Source organism: Pseudomonas sp. JL27(2026) (genome assembly GCF_056933555.1).
In genome coordinates this window covers 65,166-88,101 of the sequence record NZ_CM167794.1, presented here as the reverse complement: position 1 = coordinate 88,101, position 22,936 = coordinate 65,166, and the positions used below count along the sequence as shown (strand labels likewise).

The 22,936-nt window shown below is 60.7% G+C and carries 21 protein-coding genes; 12 read left to right on the top strand and 9 right to left on the bottom strand.

All coding sequences use genetic code 11. From position 1 onward, the window contains the following. Nucleotides 1–308 precede the first annotated feature (308 nt). Together algB and AC1Z1G_RS00455 are read left to right on the top strand one after the other, a co-directional pair. A complete protein-coding gene (algB, locus tag AC1Z1G_RS00460; protein WP_483623984.1) occupies nt 309–1,655 on the top strand; it encodes a sigma-54-dependent response regulator transcription factor AlgB in 1,347 nt (448 codons plus the stop codon). Between the two features lie 10 nt (nt 1,656–1,665). Beyond that, nucleotides 1,666–3,456 (top strand): KinB sensor domain-containing domain, encoded by a 1,791-nt coding sequence (locus AC1Z1G_RS00455; protein WP_483623982.1) that lies wholly within the window; start codon nt 1,666–1,668, stop codon nt 3,454–3,456. 8 nt (nt 3,457–3,464) lie between these two features. Here the strand turns inward: AC1Z1G_RS00455 and AC1Z1G_RS00450 are convergent, their stop codons facing one another. The 7 genes from AC1Z1G_RS00450 to AC1Z1G_RS00420 form a co-directional block, all read right to left on the bottom strand. Then, nucleotides 3,465–5,087 (bottom strand): EAL domain-containing protein, encoded by a 1,623-nt coding sequence (locus tag AC1Z1G_RS00450; protein ID WP_483623980.1) that lies wholly within the window; start codon nt 5,085–5,087, stop codon nt 3,465–3,467. A gap of 73 nt (nt 5,088–5,160) precedes the next feature. Further along, complete coding sequence (locus AC1Z1G_RS00445) at nt 5,161–5,940, bottom strand: N-acetylmuramoyl-L-alanine amidase (RefSeq protein WP_483623978.1); 780 nt, start codon at nt 5,938–5,940, stop codon at nt 5,161–5,163. A gap of 102 nt (nt 5,941–6,042) precedes the next feature. After that, the gene (locus AC1Z1G_RS00440; RefSeq protein ID WP_483623976.1) at nt 6,043–8,169 is read right to left on the bottom strand and encodes a GGDEF domain-containing protein; all 2,127 of its coding nucleotides are present in this window, start codon (nt 8,167–8,169) and stop codon (nt 6,043–6,045) included. Next, entirely contained in the window at nt 8,166–9,044 is an 879-nt protein-coding gene (locus AC1Z1G_RS00435; protein ID WP_483623974.1) for an endonuclease/exonuclease/phosphatase family protein, read from the bottom strand. The genes AC1Z1G_RS00440 and AC1Z1G_RS00435 overlap by 4 nt, the downstream gene beginning before the upstream one ends. Before the next feature lie 12 nt (nt 9,045–9,056). Then, nucleotides 9,057–9,689, bottom strand: a complete 633-nt coding sequence (locus AC1Z1G_RS00430) for a thiol:disulfide interchange protein DsbA/DsbL (RefSeq protein ID WP_483623972.1) — start codon at nt 9,687–9,689, stop codon at nt 9,057–9,059. 201 nt (nt 9,690–9,890) lie between these two features. After that, complete coding sequence (locus AC1Z1G_RS00425) at nt 9,891–10,496, bottom strand: c-type cytochrome (protein ID WP_483623970.1); 606 nt, start codon at nt 10,494–10,496, stop codon at nt 9,891–9,893. 46 nt (nt 10,497–10,542) lie between these two features. After that, a complete protein-coding gene (locus AC1Z1G_RS00420) occupies nt 10,543–10,833 on the bottom strand; it encodes a c-type cytochrome (protein ID WP_347903030.1) in 291 nt (96 codons plus the stop codon). A gap of 191 nt (nt 10,834–11,024) precedes the next feature. Between AC1Z1G_RS00420 and yihA the strand changes: the two genes are divergently transcribed. Further along, a complete protein-coding gene (gene yihA / locus AC1Z1G_RS00415; protein WP_483623968.1) occupies nt 11,025–11,666 on the top strand; it encodes a ribosome biogenesis GTP-binding protein YihA/YsxC in 642 nt (213 codons plus the stop codon). Between the two features lie 421 nt (nt 11,667–12,087). Here the strand turns inward: yihA and polA are convergent, their stop codons facing one another. Beyond that, nucleotides 12,088–14,889: a DNA polymerase I gene (polA, locus tag AC1Z1G_RS00410; RefSeq protein ID WP_483623966.1), complete on the bottom strand. Its 2,802-nt coding sequence runs from the start codon at nt 14,887–14,889 to the stop codon at nt 12,088–12,090. A gap of 74 nt (nt 14,890–14,963) precedes the next feature. Here polA and AC1Z1G_RS00405 point away from each other — a divergent pair, with 74 nt between their 5' ends. Together AC1Z1G_RS00405 and AC1Z1G_RS00400 are read left to right on the top strand one after the other, a co-directional pair. Beyond that, nucleotides 14,964–15,254 (top strand): DUF2782 domain-containing protein, encoded by a 291-nt coding sequence (locus AC1Z1G_RS00405; RefSeq protein ID WP_347903028.1) that lies wholly within the window; start codon nt 14,964–14,966, stop codon nt 15,252–15,254. 60 nt (nt 15,255–15,314) lie between these two features. After that, complete coding sequence (locus AC1Z1G_RS00400) at nt 15,315–16,265, top strand: homoserine kinase (RefSeq protein ID WP_483623964.1); 951 nt, start codon at nt 15,315–15,317, stop codon at nt 16,263–16,265. A gap of 120 nt (nt 16,266–16,385) precedes the next feature. Here the strand turns inward: AC1Z1G_RS00400 and AC1Z1G_RS00395 are convergent, their stop codons facing one another. Then, a complete protein-coding gene (locus AC1Z1G_RS00395) occupies nt 16,386–17,315 on the bottom strand; it encodes a zinc ABC transporter substrate-binding protein (RefSeq protein ID WP_483623962.1) in 930 nt (309 codons plus the stop codon). A 57-nt stretch (nt 17,316–17,372) separates the two neighbouring features. Here AC1Z1G_RS00395 and AC1Z1G_RS00390 point away from each other — a divergent pair, with 57 nt between their 5' ends. The 7 genes from AC1Z1G_RS00390 (at nt 17,373) to AC1Z1G_RS00360 (ending at nt 22,896) form a co-directional block, all read left to right on the top strand. Continuing rightward, complete coding sequence (locus AC1Z1G_RS00390) at nt 17,373–17,855, top strand: Fur family transcriptional regulator (RefSeq protein WP_483623960.1); 483 nt, start codon at nt 17,373–17,375, stop codon at nt 17,853–17,855. Further along, nucleotides 17,855–18,640 carry a zinc ABC transporter ATP-binding protein ZnuC gene (gene znuC, locus AC1Z1G_RS00385; RefSeq protein WP_483623958.1) on the top strand — a complete coding sequence of 262 codons (786 nt, stop codon included), beginning with the start codon at nt 17,855–17,857 and terminating at the stop codon, nt 18,638–18,640. Before AC1Z1G_RS00390 ends, znuC begins: the two co-directional genes overlap by 1 nt. Then, on the top strand, nt 18,633–19,421 hold the full coding sequence (znuB, locus tag AC1Z1G_RS00380; RefSeq protein WP_347903021.1) for a zinc ABC transporter permease subunit ZnuB: 789 nt from the start codon (nt 18,633–18,635) through the stop codon (nt 19,419–19,421). The genes znuC and znuB overlap by 8 nt, the downstream gene beginning before the upstream one ends. Nucleotides 19,422–19,458: 37 nt before the next feature. Beyond that, complete coding sequence (locus AC1Z1G_RS00375) at nt 19,459–20,172, top strand: PA5502 family lipoprotein (protein WP_483623956.1); 714 nt, start codon at nt 19,459–19,461, stop codon at nt 20,170–20,172. Between the two features lie 207 nt (nt 20,173–20,379). Further along, nucleotides 20,380–21,387: a methionine ABC transporter ATP-binding protein gene (locus AC1Z1G_RS00370; RefSeq protein WP_347903017.1), complete on the top strand. Its 1,008-nt coding sequence runs from the start codon at nt 20,380–20,382 to the stop codon at nt 21,385–21,387. Beyond that, the gene (locus AC1Z1G_RS00365) at nt 21,387–22,061 is read left to right on the top strand and encodes a methionine ABC transporter permease (protein ID WP_347903016.1); all 675 of its coding nucleotides are present in this window, start codon (nt 21,387–21,389) and stop codon (nt 22,059–22,061) included. The genes AC1Z1G_RS00370 and AC1Z1G_RS00365 overlap by 1 nt, the downstream gene beginning before the upstream one ends. Before the next feature lie 61 nt (nt 22,062–22,122). Then, entirely contained in the window at nt 22,123–22,896 is a 774-nt protein-coding gene (locus tag AC1Z1G_RS00360; RefSeq protein ID WP_483623954.1) for a MetQ/NlpA family ABC transporter substrate-binding protein, read from the top strand. The last annotated feature ends 40 nt before the right edge of the window (nt 22,897–22,936 follow it).

Genomic DNA, 22,936 nt, shown 5'->3' with positions numbered 1-22,936 from the left:
TAGAAACACGGAAATATCTGCAAGACGCATCCTGCACGATGTACCTCTAAGGGGTCGTGCGAAATGCACGACAACGAGCCAGGAAACAGAAATTTATTGAATGTTCCCGTGACCGCACAGGTCAGACGTTAGAGAAGGAGGGCTGACGGAAGTCGCTTTTTTTCAAAAAAACCAATCGAATCAGCTAGTTAATATGACGACTAGCAGATAGCTACCCTGCACCGGGTGGAATCGATCAGAATCGACCATGCAACTTGCCCGATTCGTCCGGGCCCCCATCAACACGACTCATCAAGGAGCGCAGGAATATGGAATCAGCCACCGAGCACCAGGGCCGCATTCTGCTGGTGGACGATGAGTCCGCCATCCTGCGAACCTTTCGCTACTGCCTCGAAGACGAAGGCTACACTGTCGCCACCGCCAACAGCGCGGCCCAGGCCGATGCGTTGTTGCAACGCCAGGTGTTCGACCTGTGCTTCCTCGATTTGCGCCTGGGCGAAGACAACGGCCTCGACGTCCTGGCGCAAATGCGCATCCAGGCACCCTGGATGCGCGTGGTAATCGTCACTGCGCATTCGGCCGTGGACACCGCTGTCGATGCGATCCAGGCCGGTGCGGCCGACTATCTGGTCAAGCCGTGCAGCCCCGATCAGTTGCGCCTGGCCACCGCCAAGCAACTGGAAGTGCGCCAGCTCTCGGCGCGCCTGGAGGCCCTCGAAGGCGAAGTCCGCAAACCCAACGATGGCCTGGATTCCCACAGCCCCGCGATGAAAGTCGTCCTGGAAACCGCCCGCCAAGTGGCGGGCACCGACGCCAACATCCTGATCCTCGGCGAGTCTGGCACCGGTAAGGGCGAACTGGCCCAGGCCATTCACGGCTGGAGCAAACGGGCGAAGAAGTCCTGCGTCACCATCAATTGCCCGTCGCTGACGGCCGAACTGATGGAAAGTGAACTGTTCGGCCATAGCCGTGGCGCCTTCACCGGCGCCAGTGAAAGCACCCTGGGCCGGGTCAATCAGGCAGACGGCGGGACACTGTTCCTTGATGAGATCGGCGACTTCCCGCTGACCTTGCAGCCCAAACTGCTGCGTTTCATCCAGGACAAGGAATACGAGCGCGTCGGCGACCCGGTAACCCGCCGCGCCGACGTGCGCATCCTCGCCGCAACCAACCTGATCCTTGAAGACATGGTCCGCGACGGACGCTTTCGCGAGGACCTGCTCTATCGCCTGAACGTCATCACCTTGCACCTGCCACCGCTGCGCGAACGGGCCGAGGACATCCTGGCCCTCGCCGACCGCTTCCTCGCCCGCTTCGTCAAGGAATACGCGCGCCCGGCCCGTGGTTTCAGCGACGAAGCCCGTGATGCACTGCTCGGTTACCGCTGGCCGGGCAACATTCGCGAACTGCGCAACGTGGTCGAGCGCGCCAGCATTATCTGCCCGCAAGAGCGGGTGGAAATCACCCACCTGGGCATGGCCGAACAACCCACCAACAATGCGCCGCGCATCGGTGCGGCGCTGAGCCTGGATGAACTGGAGAAAGCCCACATTGGCGCGGTACTGGCCAGTGCCGGGACGCTGGACCAGGCGGCCAAGACCCTGGGCATCGACGCCTCCACGCTGTACCGCAAACGCAAGCAATACAACCTGTGAGCCGCACTTCATGAAACTGGCGATGAAACTGCGCACTCGACTGTTCCTGAGCATTTCGGCGCTGATCACCGTGGCCTTGCTCGGGCTGCTGCTCGGACTCGTCAGCGTGATGCAGATGGCCAGCAGCCAGGAAGCGTTGATCCGCAACAACTTCATCACCCTCGACCTGGGCCTGAAACTGCGCCAGACCCTGGGCGACCAACTGATCATCATGCTCAGCGAAAAACCCGACCACGCAGCCTTCGAAACCTCCAAACAACACTACTTCGAACTGCTAGACGAAGGCATCGCCCATGAAGAGCGAGGCGATGGCACCCAATACAGCTTCAATCAGGCCAAAACTGACTACCTGAGTTTTCTTCAGGCCTTCGGTCAGGCGGGCGAGCCGTCCCACGTATTGAGCGGCAATGAAGACCTCACCGAAAAATTCAATGCCCTGCGCAACGGCCTGATCGCCGAACACAAGCGTGCGCTGGACAACATCAATGCCACCGAGCGCAAGGCCCGCGAACACGCATTGCTGGTCGCCGGCCTGCTCGGGCTGGTGGGGTTGGCGGTGCTGATCATCGGGTTCATCACGGCCCATGGCATCGCCCGCCGCTTCGGCGAACCGATCGAGGCGCTGGCCAAAGCGGCGGACAACATCGGCCAGGGCAACTTTGACGTCACACTGCCGATCTCTCCGGCGGCGGAAATGAACCAGCTCACCCGACGCTTCGGAATGATGGCCGAGGCCTTGCGCGAGCATCAGGCAACCAACATCGATGAGCTGCTTTCCGGCCAGCAACGCCTGCAAGCGGTGCTCGACAGCATCGACGACGGGCTGTTGATGATCGACCGCGACGGCCACCTGGAGCACCTCAACCCGGTGGCCCAGCGTCAGTTAGGTTGGGACGAAAAACGCCTCGGCCAGGGTTTGGGCAGCGCACTGTCGCGCCCCGAGCTCGATGAGCAACTGCAACTGGTGCTGAGCGGCGGAACGCTTGAACGGGCGCCGGAGGACCTGAATGTCGAGGTCGATGGCGAGTCGCGCTTGCTGACGTACAGCCTGACGCCGGTCAGCCATACCCATGGGCATATCCTCGGCGCGGTCATGGTGCTGCACGATGTCACCGAGCAGCGTGCCTTCGAACGGGTACGCAGCGAATTCGTCCTGCGTGCGTCCCACGAATTGCGCACGCCCGTCACCGGTATGCACATGGCCTTTGGCCTGCTTCAGGAACGTGTGCACTTTGCCGACGACTCCCGCGAAGCCGACCTGTTGAACACCGTGAACGAAGAAATGCAGCGGCTGATGCAGTTGATCAATGACCTGCTGAACTTCTCTCGTTACCAGAACGGCCTGCAAAAGCTGACCCTGACGCCGTGCTCCATCGAGGACCTGCTGGAACAAGCCCAAACGCGCTTCAGCGATCAGGCCGGTGCCAGGCACATCGAGTTGGTGGTGGAGACGCAAACGTCGCTGCCACACCTGCACGCCGACCAACCGCAACTGGACCGCGTGCTGGACAACCTGATCGGCAACGCTCTGCGCCACACTGCCGAGAACGGGCTGATCCGCCTCCAGGCACGCCGGCATGGTAAGCGGGTGATCATCAGCGTCGAGGACAACGGCGAAGGCATCGCCTATGGCCAGCAAGGGCGGATTTTCGAACCGTTCGTGCAGGTCGGACGCAAAAAGGGTGGTGCCGGGCTGGGTCTGGCGCTGTGCAAGGAAATCGTGCAACTGCATGGCGGGCGGATGGGCGTGTACTCCCGGCCCGGCCAGGGCACACAGTTCTACATGGCATTGCCACTTTAAGGCGGACTCTAGGCTTCGTCGTCGATCCGGCGGGGTGCCAGACGCCGCCCGCGAGTAATCAGTTCGATGAACTGCACCGCACTCAGCGCGTGAGCGAACAACCAGCCCTGACCGAAATGCACCCCTTCGCTGCTCAGCAACATGGCCTGGGCTTCGTATTCGATGCCTTCGGCAATCACCTTGAGCTGCAAGGCATGGGCCATACGGATAATGTGCGGGGCTACGCCGCTACTGGCGGCATCGTGGCCCAGTGCATCGATAAACGCCTTGTCGATCTTCAGACAATCCACCGGCAGGGTTTGCAAATAGGCGAGGCTGCAATAACCGGTGCCGAAATCATCGATCAGCACCTGATGGCCAGCATCTCGCAGCGCCTGCAAGTTATCCCGCGCCACCGTCACATCAATCAACCCGCGTTCAGTCACCTCAAAGGCAATCTGCCGGGCCGCGACCCGGTGCAATGCCAGCAAACGCGCCATCACCTGGCCGATACGCGGCACCATTACATCGCAGGCCGCCAGGTTGACCGAGATGTACAGCTGCGGATTGGCCCGCAATAACTGACCCAATTGCTCAAGCAGACGTTGCAGGACGAAGTCGGTGATCTGGCGGATCTGCCCCGAATCTTCAGCCATCGGGATAAACAGGTCTGGGCTGGTCAGCGTTCCATCGGGCCGCCGCCAGCGCAATAACGCCTCGGCGCCGACGCAACTGCGGCTGTCGAGGTCAAAGATCGGCTGATACAACACCTGCAACTCGCCCCGGCGCAGCGCCCCCTGCAACTCCCCGCCCATGGACTGACGCTGACGCGCCAACACAAACACCACCCCGCCAATGCACGTGCCTGCCAGCACACTCACCGGCAGCAGCCACCACCAGGCTGACAGCAAATGTGACTGGGTCCCGCTGCGGGGGGCGATCAGCACTAACTGGTACTCGGGCGTATTGGTGGGCATCCGGTAGATCAGCCGGGTCTGCGTGACTTGCAAGGGATTGCCACGGGACGCCGTCCAGGGTTCGCTGGGCGGCCAGGACTGAGGTGCACCCAGAACCGGAATCGCGCGCGCGCCATGGTCGAGCACCACCATCAGGCTGCTGCCGGGAGACAGGTCGACCATGTCGGTTAAATGCCCACGGGACGTAGCCACGCGAAAGTTGCCGCGACCGAGCATTAACGCAGCGCGGTTCTCATCCGGTTCGGTGGAGGTGTTCAGCCAATAACTGTAGGTCCGCCCTTTGATGTCCGGGGTACGGACGGCCGAGAGGCTATCTTGGCGTGGTCGGTTCGAGCAGAAATGCTTGGCATCGATGTAGGCCGCTTCGTAGACAAATCGATAACTGAAGCTGACCTGTTGCAAGGTCGCGATCATCTCTTCGTCGCAGCCGCGCAAGGGCTGCGCTTCCAGATCGTCCAGCCCTTCGCGCAATTGACCGAAGAGCTGTTCGAGGCGCTCCAGGAACCGTTTGCCCTGGGCGTTCATCTGCTCGCTTTCGCGTTGCTGGACCTGATGCAGCGCCACCCCCAGGCTGATGGCCAGCAATAACACCGCACTCAACACAGCCGCCATCATCGCCAAAGACCAAGGACGATAGAACCAACTGCGCACGGTCTCTCGAGCGGCAGGCATCATTGAATATCCGAAGGATTACCAATGAGTTATAGCAACTGATGGCGAACTCGCGCTGACCGTCGGGCGGGCGTCATTATTTTGTCTGATTCAGTACCTGGAGAATCGCGGCACTTTGCGCGTCCGGCGTGCCGTCAAAACGCGAAGGCCGGAAGTGCATCTGGAAGGCGGCCAGCACATGCCGGGTCGCCACATCGAGCTCGCCGGTCTGCGGCGTGGTGTACCCCAGACGCTCCAGCTCTTCCTGGAACCAGCTGATGCTCGGCAGCTGCGTGGCGAACCGCGCCTGCTGACGCGCCACGGCCTGGGCATCAGGCCACACGGCCAGGCCTTCATCTGCCAGGCGTTTCCAGGGAAACAGAGGCCCCGGATCGAGTTTGCGCAACGGTGCAATGTCGCTGTGACCGATGATGTGGCGCGGCGAAATGCCGTAGCGCTTGCTGATGTCCTTGAGCAAGACGATCAGTTGCTGAACCTGCGCTTCACTGTAGGGATACCAGACCCGTCCGGTCGGGGTATCGCGGAAACCCGGGTTGACGATTTCAATGCCGATGGAGCTGGAATTCAGCCAGGTCCGACCTTGCCATTCGCTCTCCCCGGCGTGCCAGGCGCGCAGGTTCTCATCCACCAGTTTATAAATGGTTGCACCTTTGTCGTCGCCGATCAGGTAATGGCTACTGACCTCACCGTGGGTCAGCAATTGCAGCGAGCGCTCCATGGATGCGGAGGTGTAGTGAACGACGACGAACTGCACCCGGCTATCATGATTGACCGACGGGTGGCTGGTGTCATATCGAGGACCGCTGGCACAACCGGCCAGCAGAAGAAAGGCGAGGGCAAACGAGAAAAATTTCATGGCAGAAGGCAATACGCTAAGACAGTAATGCAACAGTGTAACGTACTGCCTTCCCCTGAGACCGCTAAAGCTGTGGTTTACACAAAATCAAACAAATCATCATCAGCCAAGTTCCACACGGTTGCGTCCGGCATTTTTAGCGCGATACAGCGCCTGATCGGCTCTTTTAAGCACAAGATCGCTGTGTTCTCCCGGTTTGAAGGCACTTAGCCCGATAGACACGGTGACCGTCACCCGCTCACCTTTGAAGTGAAATGGGCATGCCTCGATGGCCGCCCGCAGGCTTTCAGCCAGCTTTACGCCCACTGTCAGCGGCGTATTGGGCACCAGCAGGACAAACTCCTCGCCACCGAACCGGGCAATGAAGTCCGAACCGCGCAGGCGCTTTTTCAGCACACTGGCGATGATTTTCAACACTTTGTCGCCAGCCAGGTGGCCGTAGTTATCGTTGATGCGCTTGAAATGATCGAGGTCGAGCATGGCCAGCAGCAACGTGTTGCCGTGCTGCTGCCATTGGTCGATTTCGTGACCCAACCGTTCACTCCACGCCGCGCGGTTCGGCAGTCCGGTCAATGGATCGACCAGCGCTTTCTGTCGCTGCTCTTCAAGATGCTCGCGATAACCCTGGGCTTCCTGCTCCATGCTCGCTACCCGCTCGGCCAGGCCTTGCAGGCGCGCCGCCACTTCTTGCTCCCGCTCGTCGCGCTGCTTCTGGTGCTGGTCCATGGTGCCGAGCAGGCCTTCGAGGTGGTTCTCCAGCACGTGCTTGAGGTCCTCCAGGTTCGCCGCTTCCTGCACACTACTTTGCAGGCCATCGACCTGCTCACGGATTTGCGTATCCATCTCCCGAGCGGCGCTGCGACTGTCGGCGTGGCCTTCACTGGCGGCCTGCAAGTTACTCTGGAAGGACTCAAGGCGTTCATTGAGTTGCTTGAGGTAAACCTCGAATTCATGCTGGCCGCTGTCGGTGATGGCCAGCATCAACACCGCCAGATCGTCGAGGATCGGCAGCAATTCGTACCAGTTCAGCCCATGTTGCAAACGTTCGCGCATCGCCTCGGCTTGCGGACGATGAGGCTCGGGCAGTGACAACTCGTCGAGCAGCCCCAGCAGTGTCTCTTCAATGTGCTTGGCCACCGAACTGTAGGACGGCTCCGGCGAATCGGGCAGGGCGTACAGAATGTCGTGTTCAGCGTGCTCCGGATCGATGGCCGCCAACGCCTCGGCCATCACAGGCGGGAGCGGCAGGCTGTCGAGGAACACGGGAGACTCATGAGCTGGCGCCGTTGTGGCTATCGGCATCAGTTCGTCGGGATTGAGCGGCGCGTCAGCCACCGGCTCTGACGCCTCAGGGGCGGCGTGGGCCTCAATCTCGGGCAGAAGCGGATCAGCCGATGCAACAGGAGTTTCGACATGCCTGGCCTCTGGAACCAGCACCGGTGGGACGAACGCCACCACTGTCGGTGTTTCGTCCGGCATTGGCAGTTCGACAGCGTCGGCGTCGGGTTCAGGCTCCGGCTCGACAACCGCGACCGGAGCTACCGTTTCGGGCACCGGCATCGACTGCGCTGCAGGCGCAATCTGCTCGGGAGCCGAAGGCTCGGCCGACAGCTCGATAGCAGACTCTGCGGGCACTTGTTCCGGCGCGTGCCCGGACGGTGCATCGTCTGGATGAGCCACCGCCGGTGGCGCGCCATCCTCCGCGTCCCGCCCGCCAAACAGCCGTTGCAACAAACCTGGGCGGTTCGGCTCGGCAGGGGTTTCCAACACGTTCAATGCCTGGCTCTGCAAGCTGCTCAACTCACCGAGCAGCAGCGGAATCTCGCGCGCCTGGCTGACCCGTCCGTCCAGTTTCTTGGCAAACACCTTCAGCGGGCGGCTCACCTCGCGCGGCAATGGCAAGGCTTGCAGTTGGCTGACCAGCGACGTCAGTGCGGTGCCGATCTGGTCGACCCGAGTCTCCCGGCGCTGCTCGGAGTCGAGCACGGCTTTTTCAAGCCGGGGCAGCAAAGCCGCCAGGCCAGCGTCCATGTCATTGGTGCGGATAACCTCGCGCATTTCCTTCATGCACTGGTCAACGGCGCGGTCCGTACCTTCCGCCGCCAACGTGCTGCGCACCAGCCCGCGACGCAGCAAGTCGAGCCGGGCATCCCAACGGCGTTCGAGCTTTTCCTGCTGTTCGATGCTTTTGAGGTACTTCTCTTTCCAGCGCTGTGCTTCGTCGCTCATTCAGGGGTTCCGCGAGGGGCAGGACTCAGCGCGGGCAATGCATCGGCCGTGAGCGAACCCGGCAGACGAATCTCTACCGCGACCGGCAGGTGATCGGAAATCGGTTGTGCCAGCACTTCGACCCGTTCAAGGGTCAGGGTCGGGCTGAGCAGAATATGGTCAAGACAGCGTTGCGGGCGCCAACTGGGGAAGGTCGCCTCGACTTGCGGCGCGAGCAGACCGAGGTCGCGCAGCGGAGAGCTTTGCAGCAGGTCGCTGGCGTGGGTATTCATGTCACCCATCAGCACCTGATGCTTGTAATCACCGATCAACTCGCGAATGTACGCCAGTTGCATCGTCCGCACCCGAGCGCCCAGCGCCAGGTGCATCATCACCACCACCAACGCTTCGGGGCCCTCGCCAAAACGCACGAGGATTGCGCCGCGACCCTTTGGCCCTGGCAACGGGTGGTCTTCAATCATCCACGGGCGCAGACGGCTGAGCACGCCATTGCTGTGCTGGCCAAGGCGACCGAGATTGCGATTGAGTTGTTGATACCAGTAAGGAAAGGCGCCCAATTGGGCCAGGTGTTCGACCTGATTGACATAGCCAGACCTCAGGCTGCCGCCATCGACTTCCTGCAACGCGACAAGATCAAAGTCGCCGAGCAGGCTGCCGATCTTTTGCAGGTTATCGGCACGCCCGGTGTGCGGCAGCAGATGCTGCCAGCCACGGGTCAGGTAATGCCGATAACGCTCGGTACTGATGCCGACCTGGATGTTGAAACTGAGTAAACGCAGACGACTGTCTGCGGGCAAGCCCGAGGATTGCACATGGTGCTCGTTGACCTGCGGATCATGCAGGCCAACGACGCGCTCAGTTCCCCAGCGGCGCATGGCGTGCGCCGCTTACTTAGCGGCGCGCTCCTTGGCGATCAACTGATCGGCCACGCTCAGTGCACCTTCAGGGCCACCGGCTGTGCCGAGGTCGAAGCGGTATTTACCATTGACGACCATGGTCGGTACACCGCTGATCTGGTAGGCCTGAGCCTTTTTCTTGGCGTCTTCAACCTTGCCTTTGACGGCGAACGAGTTATAGGTGCTCAGGAACTTGTCCTTGTCGACGCCTTCACCGACCAGGAACTCAGCCATTTCTTCCGGGGTCGCGAGCTTTTTGCCCGAGTGGATCGCTTCGAACACGGCCTTGTGAACCTTGTGTTCCACGCCCATGGCTTCCAGGGTAATGAACAGTTGGCCGTGAACGTTCCAGATACCGCCGAACATCGCCGGAATACGCACGAAGTTCACGTCTTCTGGCAGTTTTTCAGCCCAAGGGTTGATCATGGGTTCGAACGCGTAGCAGTGCGGGCAGCCGTACCAGAACAGCTCCACGACTTCGATTTTGCCTGGCACCGCCACCGGAACGGCGCTGCTGAGTTCGATATATGGCTTGCGGTCCACCTGCTGCTCTTCGGCCGCTTGAGCGGTGATACCAAACAGGCTGGCGGTAACGAGTGCGGCGCTGAGAATCAGATTACGCATGCTTTACTCCTGGGCAAATTAGGTCGCCTCGCGCGGCCTGCTTTCGGGCAGGTCGTGGCGGGCATTAGTGTTCTAGTGTAACGGCAGCGGCCACAAAAAAGGGCGGCCTAGGCCACCCTTTTTATGCTTGCATCGAAGGATTAATCGAGCGTTAACATTGCGCGAGATCAACACCCCGCGCCACGCTTGCCCGGCAGGCCCTTAGTGCAGGCCTTGAATGTAGCTGGACACCGCTTCGATGTCTTTGTTGCTCATTTTTGCAGCAATGCTTTGCATGATTTTCGTGTCCCCGTCGTTGGTACGGTTACCTTCACGGAAATCAGTCAGCTGCTTGGCAATGTACTGAGCATGCTGGCCACCCAGGTGCGGGAAGGCAGCGGCTGCGTTGCCGGCACCGTTAGGCGAGTGGCACCCGGTGCACGATGGCATGCCCTGGTCCAGTTTGCCGCCACGGAACAACTCTTCACCGTGAGCCACGACTTTCGGGTCCGCTGCGCCGACGCTGCCTTTCTGGCTGGCGAAGTAGGCAGCGAGGTCGGCCAGGTCCTGATCGCTCAGGTTGGTCAGCAGGCCGGTCATTTCCAGAACGGTGCGCTTGCCCGACTTGATGTCGTGCAGTTGCTTGTTCAGGTATTTCTCACCCTGACCCGCCAGTTTTGGAAAGTTTGGCGCCATGCTGTTGCCATCAGGGCCATGGCAAGCGCCACACACTGCGGCTTTCGCCTGGCCAGCAGCAGCGTCGCCTGCAGCATGGGCAAAACCGGTGACGCCCAAGGTCAACAGCAGACTCACGATTAATTTGTTCATCAGCTAATCCAACTACGGCTAAGGGTTAAAGAGTTATGGGCCGGGATTACTCGCTCATCCACTGGATGATGGCTCGGTAATCCTCGGCACTGCAGTCCATGCACAAACCACGCGGCGGCATCGCCTTGAAACCCTGGGTCACGTGTTGCACCAGCGTCTCCATACCTTGCGCCAATCTTGGCGCCCAAGCTTCCTGATCGCCCTTTTGGGGCGCCGTTGGGAGTTGGCCGGAATGACAGGCTCCACAAACACGGTTGTACACAGCTTCCGGATCCTGTGTAGCCTGAGCGCTGTAAAGCGGCATCAAGACACCGGCAGCTAGCAGCCATTTCGTCATAAAACGACCTTTTCAGGGTTGAGAGCGTGCTGCGTTCTAATGCGCAATCAAGGTCAATCGCTCTCGTGAACTTCATCCTACGCTGGGACAAAGCGCACACAAAATCTGCGGCATTATATACTGGCGTCACTGAAACGGAAACGACACTGCTCGCCGCGTCCATTCCCGGCGCCGCCCACATCGGAAATCCCATGCAACTCAAGAACCCCATCCTCGGCCTGTGCCAACAGTCCACCTTCATGCTCAGCGCGGCCAAAGTCGACCAATGCCCGGACGACGAAGGCTTTGAAGTGGCCTTCGCCGGGCGTTCCAACGCCGGCAAGTCCAGTGCGCTGAACACCCTGACCCACGCCAGCCTGGCGCGCACGTCGAAAACCCCAGGCCGCACGCAGCTCTTGAACTTCTTCAAGCTAGACGATGAACGCCGTCTGGTCGACCTGCCGGGTTACGGTTACGCGAAAGTCCCTATCCCGTTGAAGATGCACTGGCAGCGCCACCTGGAAGCCTATCTGGGCGGTCGCGAGAGCCTGAAGGGCTTGATTCTGATGATGGACATCCGCCATCCGATGACCGACTTCGACCTGCTGATGCTCGATTGGGCCGTGGCCAGCGGCATGCCGATGCACATTTTGCTGACCAAAGCCGACAAGCTGACCTACGGCGCCGCGAAGAACACCCTGCTTAAAGTTCAAGCAGATATCCGTAAAGGCTGGGGCGAAACTGTGACGATTCAGCTGTTCTCGGCCCCGAAACGCCTGGGCCTGGAAGAGGCTTACACCGTGCTGGCGGACTGGATGGAACTGGCCGACAAGAGCGCAGAAACCGAGGCCTGAGAGGCATAGGCAAATTGTCTGTGGGGTGATCAGGCAAGGCAAAAAACAGGCGGGAAAGCGGAGTTCAGGGGCCTGAATGAGCATTTCCCGCCTTTTTTAACGCCGCATGATTGCGCCACAGGCGATTTGCAGGCAAAAAAAACCCCGGACTTCGTATGGGGAGAGGAAGTTCGGGGTCTAAGTTCCGGACCGTTAGGGCGGGGTCCAGATATCTGCCAACACTTAACACAACATAGGAGCATCGAAGGGCTTCACCACCCATTCAGTAACTCTGAGTGGAGGTTCACGGATTTAGTTCAAACCCGTTTCAAAATCTATTGGGAATAAGCCCCAGAATTTTCCGAACTAATAGCCCTTCGCTGGCGCTTTGCCGCGACACTATGCCGCGGCATTACCCCCGAAAAAACCGCCAAAAAACGGCTTAATGAGCCTCATCCCAGTTATTTCCAACCCCGACATCGACCAAAAGTGGCACATCGAGCGTCGCTGCGCCGCTCATGTGAACGCGAATTTCCTCACGAACCTGGTCGACCAGGTCCTCGCGAACCTCCAGCACCAATTCATCGTGTACCTGCAAAATGACTTTGGCATCCAGCCCTGAAGCCGTCAGCCAGTTATCCACCGCCACCATGGCTTTCTTGATGATGTCTGCCGCCGTGCCTTGCATCGGGGCGTTGATCGCCGTGCGCTCGGCACCGGCGCGCTCCTGTGGCTTGTTGGAGTTGATCTCCGGCAAGTACAGCCGACGGCCGAACAAAGTCTCGACATACCCCTGGTCCGCAGCCTGGGCACGGGTGCGCTCCATGTACTCGCGCACACCGGGGTAGCGGGCGAAGTAGGTGTCAATGTAAGCCTTGGCCTGCTTGGTGCCGACGCCGATGTCCTTGCCCAGCTTCTGCGCGCCCATGCCGTAGATCAGGCCGAAGTTGATGGCCTTCGCACTGCGGCGCTGATCGGAGGTGACATCTGCCAGCTCGACCTTGAAGACCTCGGCCGCCGTCGCGGTGTGCACGTCCAGGTTGTTGCGGAAGGCGTTGACCAGGCCTTCATCCCGAGACAGGTGGGCCATGATGCGCAGCTCGATCTGCGAGTAGTCCGCCGCCAGCAGCTTGTAGCCTTTTGGCGCAATGAACGCCTGACGAATCCGACGGCCTTCGGCGGTGCGTACCGGGATGTTCTGCAGGTTCGGATCGCTGGAAGACAGACGCCCGGTGGATGCCACCGCCTGGTGATAAGAGGTGTGGATACGCCCGGTGCGCGGGTTGATCTGTTCCGGCAAGCGATCGGTGTAGGTGCTTTTCAGCTTACTCATGGAGCGGTACTGCATCAGCACCTTGGGCAGCGGATAGTCATCTTCCGCCAGCTTGGCCAGCACCTCTTCGGCGGTGGACGGCTGGCCCTTGGCAGTCTTTTTCAGCACCGGCAAACCGAGCTTTTCGTAAAGGATCGCGCCCAACTGCTTGGGCGAACCGAGGTTGAATTCCTCACCCGCGATTGCGCAGGCTTCGCGCTCCAGCGCCACCATCTTGTTGCCCAGCTCGATGCTCTGCACGCCCAACAGCTCGGCATCCACCAGCGCGCCCTGGCGCTCGATACGCGCCAGCACCGGCACCAACGGCATCTCGATATCGGTCAGCACACTGGCCAGACTCGGGATGGCGGTCAGTTTCTCGTGCAAAGCCTGATGCAGACGCAGGGTCACATCGGCATCTTCAGCGGCATAGGGACCGGCCTGTTCCAGCGCAATCTTATCGAAGGTCAGTTGCTTGGCGCCCTTGCCGGCGATGTCCTGGAAGCTCACGGTCGTGTGGTCCAGGTACTTCTGCGCCAGGCTGTCCATGTCGTGGCGGGTCGCCGTGGAGTTGAGCACATAGGATTCAAGCATGGTATCGAACGCGATGCCCCGCACCGTGATGCCGCATGCCTGATCGCCACCGATGGCGCAGTTGGCCAGGATGTTCATGTCGAATTTCGCGTGCTGGCCAACCTTGAGCTTGCCCGGGTCTTCCAGCAGCGGCTTGAGGGCGCGCAGCACGGTGTCGCGATCCAGTTGGTCCGGCACGCCGATGTAGGAATGAGTCAGTGGAATGTAGGCCGCTTCGTGGGCCTGCACGGCAAAAGACAGCCCCACCAGTTGCGCCTGCTGGGCGTCGATGCCCGTGGTTTCGGTATCGAAGGCAAACAGCTTGGCGTTCTTGAGTTTCTCCAGCCAGGCATCGAAACGCGCCTGATCGAGGATGGTTTCATACTGCGCTTCGACCGCCACCGGCGCCTCAACCTCGACCGCGCTCAGCAGATCAGCCACCGGCTCAGGCTGGGCCACGGCGCTCAGTTCGATGCGCTTGGCGTCACGTTGCAGCTCGTCCATCCAGCTCTTGAATTCCAGCAGGGTGTACAGCTCGGCCAGTTTTTCACGGTCCGGCTCACGCAGGTGCAGATCGTCGAGGCCGACGTCCAGCGGCACGTCGATTTTGATGGTCGCCAGTTGATAGGAGAGGAATGCCATCTCCTTGTGCTCTTCGAGCTTGGCCGGCAGCGTCTTGGCGCCGCGAATCGGTAAGGTCGGGACGATGTCGAGCTGTGCGTAAAGCTCGACCAGGCCACCGTTCACGCCCACCAGCAAGCCAGACGCAGTCTTGGGACCAATGCCCGGCACGCCCGGAATGTTGTCGGAGGAGTCGCCCATCAGCGCCAGATAATCGATGATTTGCTCGGGAGCGACGCCGAACTTCTCCTTGACGCCCGCCACGTCCATGGCGCTACCGGTCATGGTATTGACCAAGGTAATGTGCCCATCGACCAGTTGTGCCATGTCCTTGTCCCCGGTGGAGATCACCACCGGACGGTCAGCGGCCGCGCTGCTGCGGGCCAGCGTGCCGATCACGTCGTCCGCCTCGACGCCTTCCACGCAGAGCAGCGGGAAACCGAGGGCGATCACACTGGCGTGCAAGGGCTCGATCTGCACGCGCATGTCGTCGGGCATGCTTGGGCGGTTGGCCTTGTACTCGGCGTACATGTCATCGCGAAACGTCCCACCCTTGGCGTCGAAAACGACGGCGAACGGGCTTTCCGGGTACTGCTTGCGCAGACTCTTGAGCATGTTCAGCACACCCTTGACCGCGCCGGTCGGCAGGCCTTGGGAGGTGGTCAACGGTGGCAACGCGTGAAACGCGCGGTACAGGTAAGAAGAACCGTCCACCAGGACGAGGGGGGCTTGGCTCATGAGCAGGATCAACCTTTTCGGCGGGTCCGGCGCTAGAATAGCGGGACCGTTGACGACAAAGGGATAAGGTTATCATGCGCACACTCAATCGCCTGTTGCTTGCCGGCTTGTTTGCACTCACGCCACTGGCCGTCATGGCAGCCGATGATGCACCCACGCCGGAACCGGAAGTCACCATCCACACAGAAGGCGACAAAGTCATTCAGGAATACCGCCAAAACGGCTTCCTGTATGCGATCAAAGTCACGCCCAAGGGTGGGGTTCCGTACTTTTTGGTGCGCGCGGACGGAACGGATGCCAACTTTATCCGCTCGGACCAGCCGGATATGCTGATCCCGGCGTGGAAAATTTTTGAATGGAAGTAGCCTCTTAACTTTAATCGGCGCCGCCTCAACCACGGCGCCCGAACTGAGCAGTTTTTAACCATGTCTGTGTTCACCCCCCTGGCTCGGCCCGAGCTGGAAACCTTTCTTGCCCCTTACGGGCTCGGTCGCCTGCTTGATTTCCAGGGAATTGCCGCGGGTAGCGAAAACACCAATTTTTTCATCAGCCTGGAGCAGGGCGAATTTGTCCTGACCCTGGTCGAGCGCGGCCCCGTACAGGAGATGCCGTTCTTCATCGAGCTGCTCGACGTGCTGCATGACGCCAACCTGCCCGTACCTTACGCGCTGCGCACCACGGACGGCATCGCCCTGCGTGAACTGGCGGGCAAACCTGCGCTGTTGCAGCCACGGCTGGCCGGCAGGCACATCAAACAGGCCAATGCACAGCATTGTGTACAGGTCGGCGAGTTGCTGGGGCATCTGCACCTGGCGACCAAAGACAGCATGATCAAGCGTAAAACCGACCGCGGCCTGGACTGGATGCAGGAAGAGGGCACGCAACTGCTTTCCCACCTGGACGCCGAACCACGGGATTTACTGCAACGGGCGCTGGACGAAATGACCGAGCAGAAGACCAAAATTCTGGCGCTGCCTCGAGCAAACATCCACGCAGACCTGTTCCGCGACAACGCGATGTTCGAAGGCACGCACCTGACCGGGTTGATCGACTTCTACAACGCCTGCTCAGGCCCGATGCTCTACGACGTGGCCATTGCCCTGAATGACTGGTGCTCGGACGAAGACGGGGTGATCGACGGGCCGCGGGCGCGGGCATTGCTGGGCGCTTATGCAGCATTACGTCCGTTTACAGCCGCCGAGGCTGAGCTGTGGCCGACCCTGCTGCGCGTAGCGTGCGTGCGGTTCTGGTTGTCACGCCTGATCGCCGCCGAGTCGTTTGCCGGGCAGGACGTGCTGATTCACGATCCGATGGAGTTTCAGCAGCGGTTGGCTCAGCGTCAGCACGTCAGCACGCCGTTGCCGTTCGCCCTTTAAATTGTGGCGAGGGAGCTTGCTCCCGCTGAGTTGCGAAGCGCCCCCTCTTTACCAAAAAGAATGGGCCTGCTGCGCAGTCCAGCGGGAGCAAGCTCCCTCGCCACAGGTTTATTGCTTTAATTAAAGCGACTCCAGGCACCCCGCCAAATCATTCCCCAGCTTCTCCAGCACCTGCTCGTAACCTTGAGCGGTCGCTGGCGTGTAGCCGCCCAGCGCATCCAGCTCTGCCAGTTTCACCGGTAAACCTGCCACCAGGGTTTCAGCCAGTCGCGGACGCAGCGGCGGTTCACTGAACACACACGTCTTGCCCACTTCCTGCAACCGCGCACGCATGGCCGCTACGTGCTGAGCGCCAGGCTGCACTTCAGCGGCTACGCTGAACACGCCAGTGTGCTTGAGGCCGTAAGCGTCTTCGAAGTAGTCGAACGCTTCATGGAAAACGAAGTACGGCTTGCCTGCGATACCCGCCAGTCGGGCTTTCAGGCGCAGGTCCAGCGCATCCAGACGCTCGTCGAACGCCTTGAGATTGCTCTGATAGCGAGGCGCATTGGCCGGGTCGGCAGCACTCAGGTCTGCGGCGATTTTCGCGGCGATAACCCGCGCATTGACCGGCGATAGCCACAAGTGAGCGTCGAGGCTGCCGGGGCGATGGTCATGATCGTGCTCATCGGCCTCCTCTGCGTGGGAATGGCTGTCTTCGGCGAAACGGCGCAGCTTCAAACCCGACAGATCCTGCACGGCAACCGATGGAAGGCTACGGCCCTTGAGCACGCGCGGCAGAAAACCTTCCATGTCCGGGCCGATCCAGTAGAGCAGGTCCACGGACTGCACTTTCCGTACGTCGGATGGGCGCAAGGCGTAGTTGTGTGGTGAAGCACCCGGCGGCAGCAACACTTCCGGAACCCCGGCACCGTCCTGCACCGCTGCGGCAATCAGTTGCAAGGGCTTGATGCTGGTCAGCACCTTCACCTCGGCCTGAGCGGCGCTGATCACGAACAAACTGACGGTAAATGTGACAAAGATGGCAAAAAGTCTGGACACGATGACCACTCAAAGAGGCGAGAACGGGTAACATAATAACGTCTCTCACAAAACTCGTCGCCGCTCATGCCTAAAACACCGATTGCCAGCCGCCCCCACGACCACTCTCACTGTGTGCACAGCGCATTGTCCGAGGCCGACGCCATTTGCGCTCGCCAAGGCCTGCGCCTGACCGCGTTGCGTCGCCGGGTGCTGGAACTGGTGTGGCAAAGCCACAAACCACTGGGCGCCTACGACATTCTGGCGGTACTCAGCGAGCAGGACGGCCGCCGCGCCGCGCCGCCCACGGTGTACCGGGCACTGGATTTCCTGCTGGATAACGGCCTGGTGCATCGCATCTCTTCGCTCAACGCCTTCGTCGGCTGCAACCATCCGGGGCACGCGCACCAGGGCCAGTTCCTGATCTGCCGCGAATGCCATGCCGCCATTGAGCTGGAACAGAAATCCATCAGCGACACCATCGTCAGCAGCGCCAGCGAAGTCGGGTTCGTGGTCGAAGGCCAGACCGTCGAAGTGGTCGGTCTCTGCTCGGGTTGCCAGGGGGCTTGATGAGCGCTGCGTTGATCCGCCTCGAGCAGGTGACGGTGACCTTCGCCGGGCAAAACGTGCTGGACAACATTCAGCTCAGTGTCGAGCCGGGGCAGATCGTCACCCTGATCGGCCCCAACGGCGCAGGCAAGACCACCCTGGTGCGCGCCGTACTCGGCCTGCTCAAGCCCGACAGCGGCAGCGTCTGGCGCAAGCCGAAACTGCGGGTCGGCTACATGCCGCAAAAACTGCACGTCGACCCGACCCTGCCGCTCTCGGTGCTGCGCTTCTTGCGCCTGGTGCCGGGCGTGGACCGCGCGCGGGCCTTGGCGGCGCTCAAGGAAGTGGGTGCCGAACAGGTGATCGACAGCCCGGTGCAGAGCGTTTCCGGCGGTGAAATGCAGCGCGTGCTGCTGGCCCGCGCCTTGTTGCGCGAGCCGCAATTGCTGGTGCTCGATGAACCCGTGCAAGGCGTCGACGTGGCCGGGCAAGCCGAACTGTACAGCCTGATCACCCGCCTGCGTGACCGTCACGGTTGCGGGGTGCTGATGGTTTCCCACGATCTGCATCTGGTGATGAGCACCACCGACCAGGTGGTATGCCTCAACCGTCATGTCTGCTGCTCGGGGCACCCGGAGCACGTCAGCGGCGACCCGGCGTTCGTCGAGTTGTTCGGAAAAAACGCACAGAGCCTGGCGATTTATCACCACCATCACGACCACGCCCACGACCTGCATGGCGCGGTGGTCAGCGAGGCCCCGGCGGCCCACACCCACGTTCATGGAGATGGCTGCAAGCATGGCTGATTTTCTGTTGTATGCCCTGCTCGCAGGCCTGGCCCTGGCCGTCGTTGCAGGTCCGCTGGGCTCGTTCGTGGTCTGGCGCCGCATGGCCTACTTTGGCGACACCTTGTCCCACGCCGCCCTGCTCGGCGTGGCGCTGGGGTTTCTGCTGGATGTCAGCCCGACCGTTGCCGTCACCGTAGGTTGCCTGCTGCTGGCAGTATTGCTGGTAACGCTGCAACAGCGCCAGCCACTGGCTTCCGACACGCTTTTGGGAATTCTCGCACCGAGCACGCTCTCTCTTGGCTTGGTGGTACTAAGCTTCATGCATGAAGTGCGGATCGACCTGATGGCCTATCTGTTCGGCGACCTGCTGGCGATCAGCCCGACCGATCTTGCGTGGATCCTCGGCGGCAGCGCGGCGGTGCTGGCGTTGCTGGTAGCGCTGTGGCGCCCCTTGCTGGCGATTACCGTGCATGAGGAATTGGCCACCGTCGAAGGTTTGCCCGTGGCAGCATTGCGCCTGACCTTGATGCTGTTGATTGCGGTAGTGATCGCGGTGGCGATGAAAATCGTCGGTGTTCTGCTGATTACCTCGCTGTTGATCATCCCGGCCGCTGCGGCACAGCGTCACGCCCGCTCCCCGGAGCAGATGGCCCTTGGCGCGAGCCTGCTGGGCATGCTGGCGGTGTGTGGCGGCCTGGCGTTGTCGTGGTTCAAGGACACCCCGGCCGGCCCGTCGATCGTGGTCGCGGCCGCCGCACTGTTTCTGCTGAGTTTTGTCCTGCCCCGTCGAGGGGTGTAGACTTGCTCGTTTTTTGCGCAATCAGAGAGTCGCAGGAATGAAGCCGTTCGCCTCCCGTTATCTGCTCCTTATCGCGTTTTCCCTGCTGTTGGGTGCCTGCCAAAGCACGCCGCCAGCCTCCGAGGCTCCGGATACCCGGGCCACGGCCATCGCTCAGCTGGAACAAAGCCTGGCCAGTAGCGAACTGGCCACCGCCGAAGATCAACTCGCGGCCCTGCAGGCCGAGACGCCCAACGATCAATCGCTGGAGCAATATCAACGGCAATTGGCCGAAGCCTACCTGCAACGCAGCCAGATCGTCCTGCAAAAGGGGGATGTGAATGCCGCCGCCACGGCGCTTAGCCGTGCTCGCGCACTGATGCCCAAAGCCCCGGCGCTGACCGGTGGGGTTAACAACGCCATCGTCAATGCGCGCAAGGCTGAGCTTGATAAAGCCGAAGCTGCGCTTATGGCAGCCGAAGCCAAGCCGCAGGCCAAGGTCATCGATCCGACAGCTGAAAGCACCACGGTCCAGCTGAACCTCGCCGATATGGGCAAACTGCGTCATCAACTGGACGCGATTGCCTCCGATATCGTGAACTATCAGTGCGACGTCAGCATCCAGGCACCGCGCACCCAGGATTACCCGTGGCTGGCCACACTGCTGAGCAAACGGGTCAAGAAGCTTGATGCGGATTTCGATTTGAAACTGGAAAAGCAGATCCTGCGCAATATTCCGGCACAAATGGTTCTGACACCGCGCAAGCCTTGAATACGAAGATCGCAGCCCCCGGCAATGCCTACGGACCCATGTAGGAACTGCCGGGGGCTGCGATCTTTTGCGTTCCAGGCCAGGTGGTTATTTCCAAATCGCAGGATGAATGCGAAATAAATGCTAAGAACCTCTATACGGACAGGCTAAAATGCGCGCCCGGCTAACCGCTGATCCTTTTCTAACGCGCCCCACAAGGTTCGCTACGTGATCGAGTTTCAAAACGTCCATAAAACCTACCGCGTCGGCGGTAAGGATATTCCCGCACTGCACCCGACCAATCTGACGATTGAGAATGGTCAGGTGTTCGGCCTGATAGGCCATTCCGGTGCGGGAAAAAGTACCCTGCTGCGCCTGATCAATCGCCTGGAAGACGCCAGCGGCGGCAAGATCACCGTTGACGGCGAAGTCGTCACGGCTCTGACCCCGAATGACTTGCGGCGCTTTCGTCAGCAAGTCGGGATGATTTTCCAGCACTTCAACCTGCTGGCGTCCAAGACCGTTGCCGACAACGTCGCGCTGCCACTGACCCTGGCCGGTGAGCTGTCGCGCAGTGACATCGACAAGCGTGTGGCCGAGCTGCTTGATCGCGTGGGTCTGGCTGACCATGCCAAAAAATACCCGGCGCAGCTGTCCGGTGGTCAGAAGCAACGCGTCGGCATCGCCCGCGCCCTGGCGACCAAGCCAAAGATTCTGCTCTGCGACGAAGCCACCAGTGCCCTCGATCCGCAAACCACGGCATCGGTCCTGCAATTGCTGGCCGAGATCAACCGTGAGCTGAAACTGACCATCGTGCTGATCACCCATGAAATGGACGTGATCCGCCGGGTCTGCGACCAGGTCGCGGTGATGGACGCCGGCATGATTGTCGAGCAAGGCCCCGTGGCCGAGGTGTTCCTGCACCCCAAGCACCCGACCACCAAGCGTTTCGTCCAGGAAGACGAACACATCGACGAGAGCGAACAGCGCGACGACTTCGCCCACGTGCCAGGCCGTATCGTGCGCCTGACGTTCCAGGGCGACGCCACCTACGCGCCGTTGCTGGGGACAGTCGCCCGTGAAACGGGTGTGGACTACAGCATCCTCGCCGGTCGTATCGACCGCATCAAAGACACCCCTTACGGGCAACTGACCCTGGCCATCACCGGCGGTGACATGGAAGCGGCGTTCGCCCGCTTTACCGCGGCTGAAGTCCACATGGAGGTGCTGCGTTAATGGAAGCCCTGATGAGTTTCTTCAGCAATATCGACTGGTACGAAATCTGGCTGGCCACCGGCGACACCTTGATGATGCTCGGCGGTTCGCTGCTGTTCACAGTGCTGCTCGGCCTGCCGCTGGGTGTGCTGCTGTTCCTGTGCAGCCCGCGCCAACTGCTCGAAGCCAAGGGTTTCTACGCACTGCTGTCGCTGATCGTGAACATCTTGCGTTCGCTGCCGTTCATCATCCTGCTGATCGTGATGATTCCGTTCACCGTCCTGATTACCGGCACCTCGCTGGGTGTCGGCGGTGCGATTCCGCCATTGGTCGTGGGCGCCACGCCGTTCTTCGCCCGCTTGGTGGAAACCGCCTTGCGTGAAGTCGACCGCGGCATTATCGAGGCCACACAGGCCATGGGCGCGACGACACGGCAAATCATCACCAATGCCCTGCTGCCAGAGGCCCGTCCGGGTATCTTCGCGGCGATCACGGTGACCGCGATCACACTGGTGTCCTACACGGCAATGGCCGGTGTAGTGGGTGCTGGTGGTCTGGGCGACTTGGCGATCCGCTTCGGTTACCAGCGTTTCCAGACCGATGTGATGATCGTGACCGTGGTGCTGCTGCTGGTGCTGGTGCAGGTTCTGCAAACCGTCGGCGATAAGCTGGTGGTGCACTTTTCCCGAAAATAAATGCAATCGCCGGCCACGGCTGGCAGGTGCCCGACCGGGCGTCTCACAAGGAGTTTGCTGGATGAAAAAACTACTCGTTGCGTTCGCTGCCGTTGCAGCGTTCTCCGCCCAGGCCGCTGAAACCCTGACCGTGGCCGCGACCCCGGTCCCGCACGCGGAGATTCTGGAGTTCGTGAAACCAGCATTGGCCAAAGAAGGCGTGGACCTCAAGGTCAAGGTCTTCACCGACTACGTTCAGCCGAACGTGCAAGTGGCCGAAAAACGCCTGGACGCCAACTTCTTCCAGCACCAGCCGTACCTTGATGAGTTCAACAAGGCCAAGGGCACGCACCTGATCAGCGTGGCCGGCGTGCACCTGGAGCCGCTGGGTGCTTACTCCAGCAAGTACAAGACACTGGCGGACCTGCCGGGCGGCGCCAACGTCGTGATCCCGAACGACGCCACCAACGGTGGCCGTGCGCTGCTGCTGCTGGAAAAGGCCGGCCTGATCAAGTTGAAGGATGCGAACAACATCCTGTCGACCGTCAAGGACATCACCGAGAACACCAAGGACCTGAAATTCCGTGAACTGGAAGCCGCGACCATCCCGCGCGTGCTGACCCAGGTCGACCTGGCGCTGATCAACACCAACTACGCGCTGGAAGCCAAGCTTGATCCGTCCAAGGACGCACTGACCATCGAAGGCAAAGACTCGCCTTACGTGAACATCCTGGTCGCCCGCCCGGACGACAAGGACAGCGATGCGATGAAAAAACTGGTTGCTGCCCTGCACAGCCCGCAAGTTAAAGCCTTCATTCTGGAGAAGTACAAAGGCGCGGTACTGCCGGCGTTCTGATCTGCTGATGTAAAACAAAACGGGGACGCAATCACTGCGT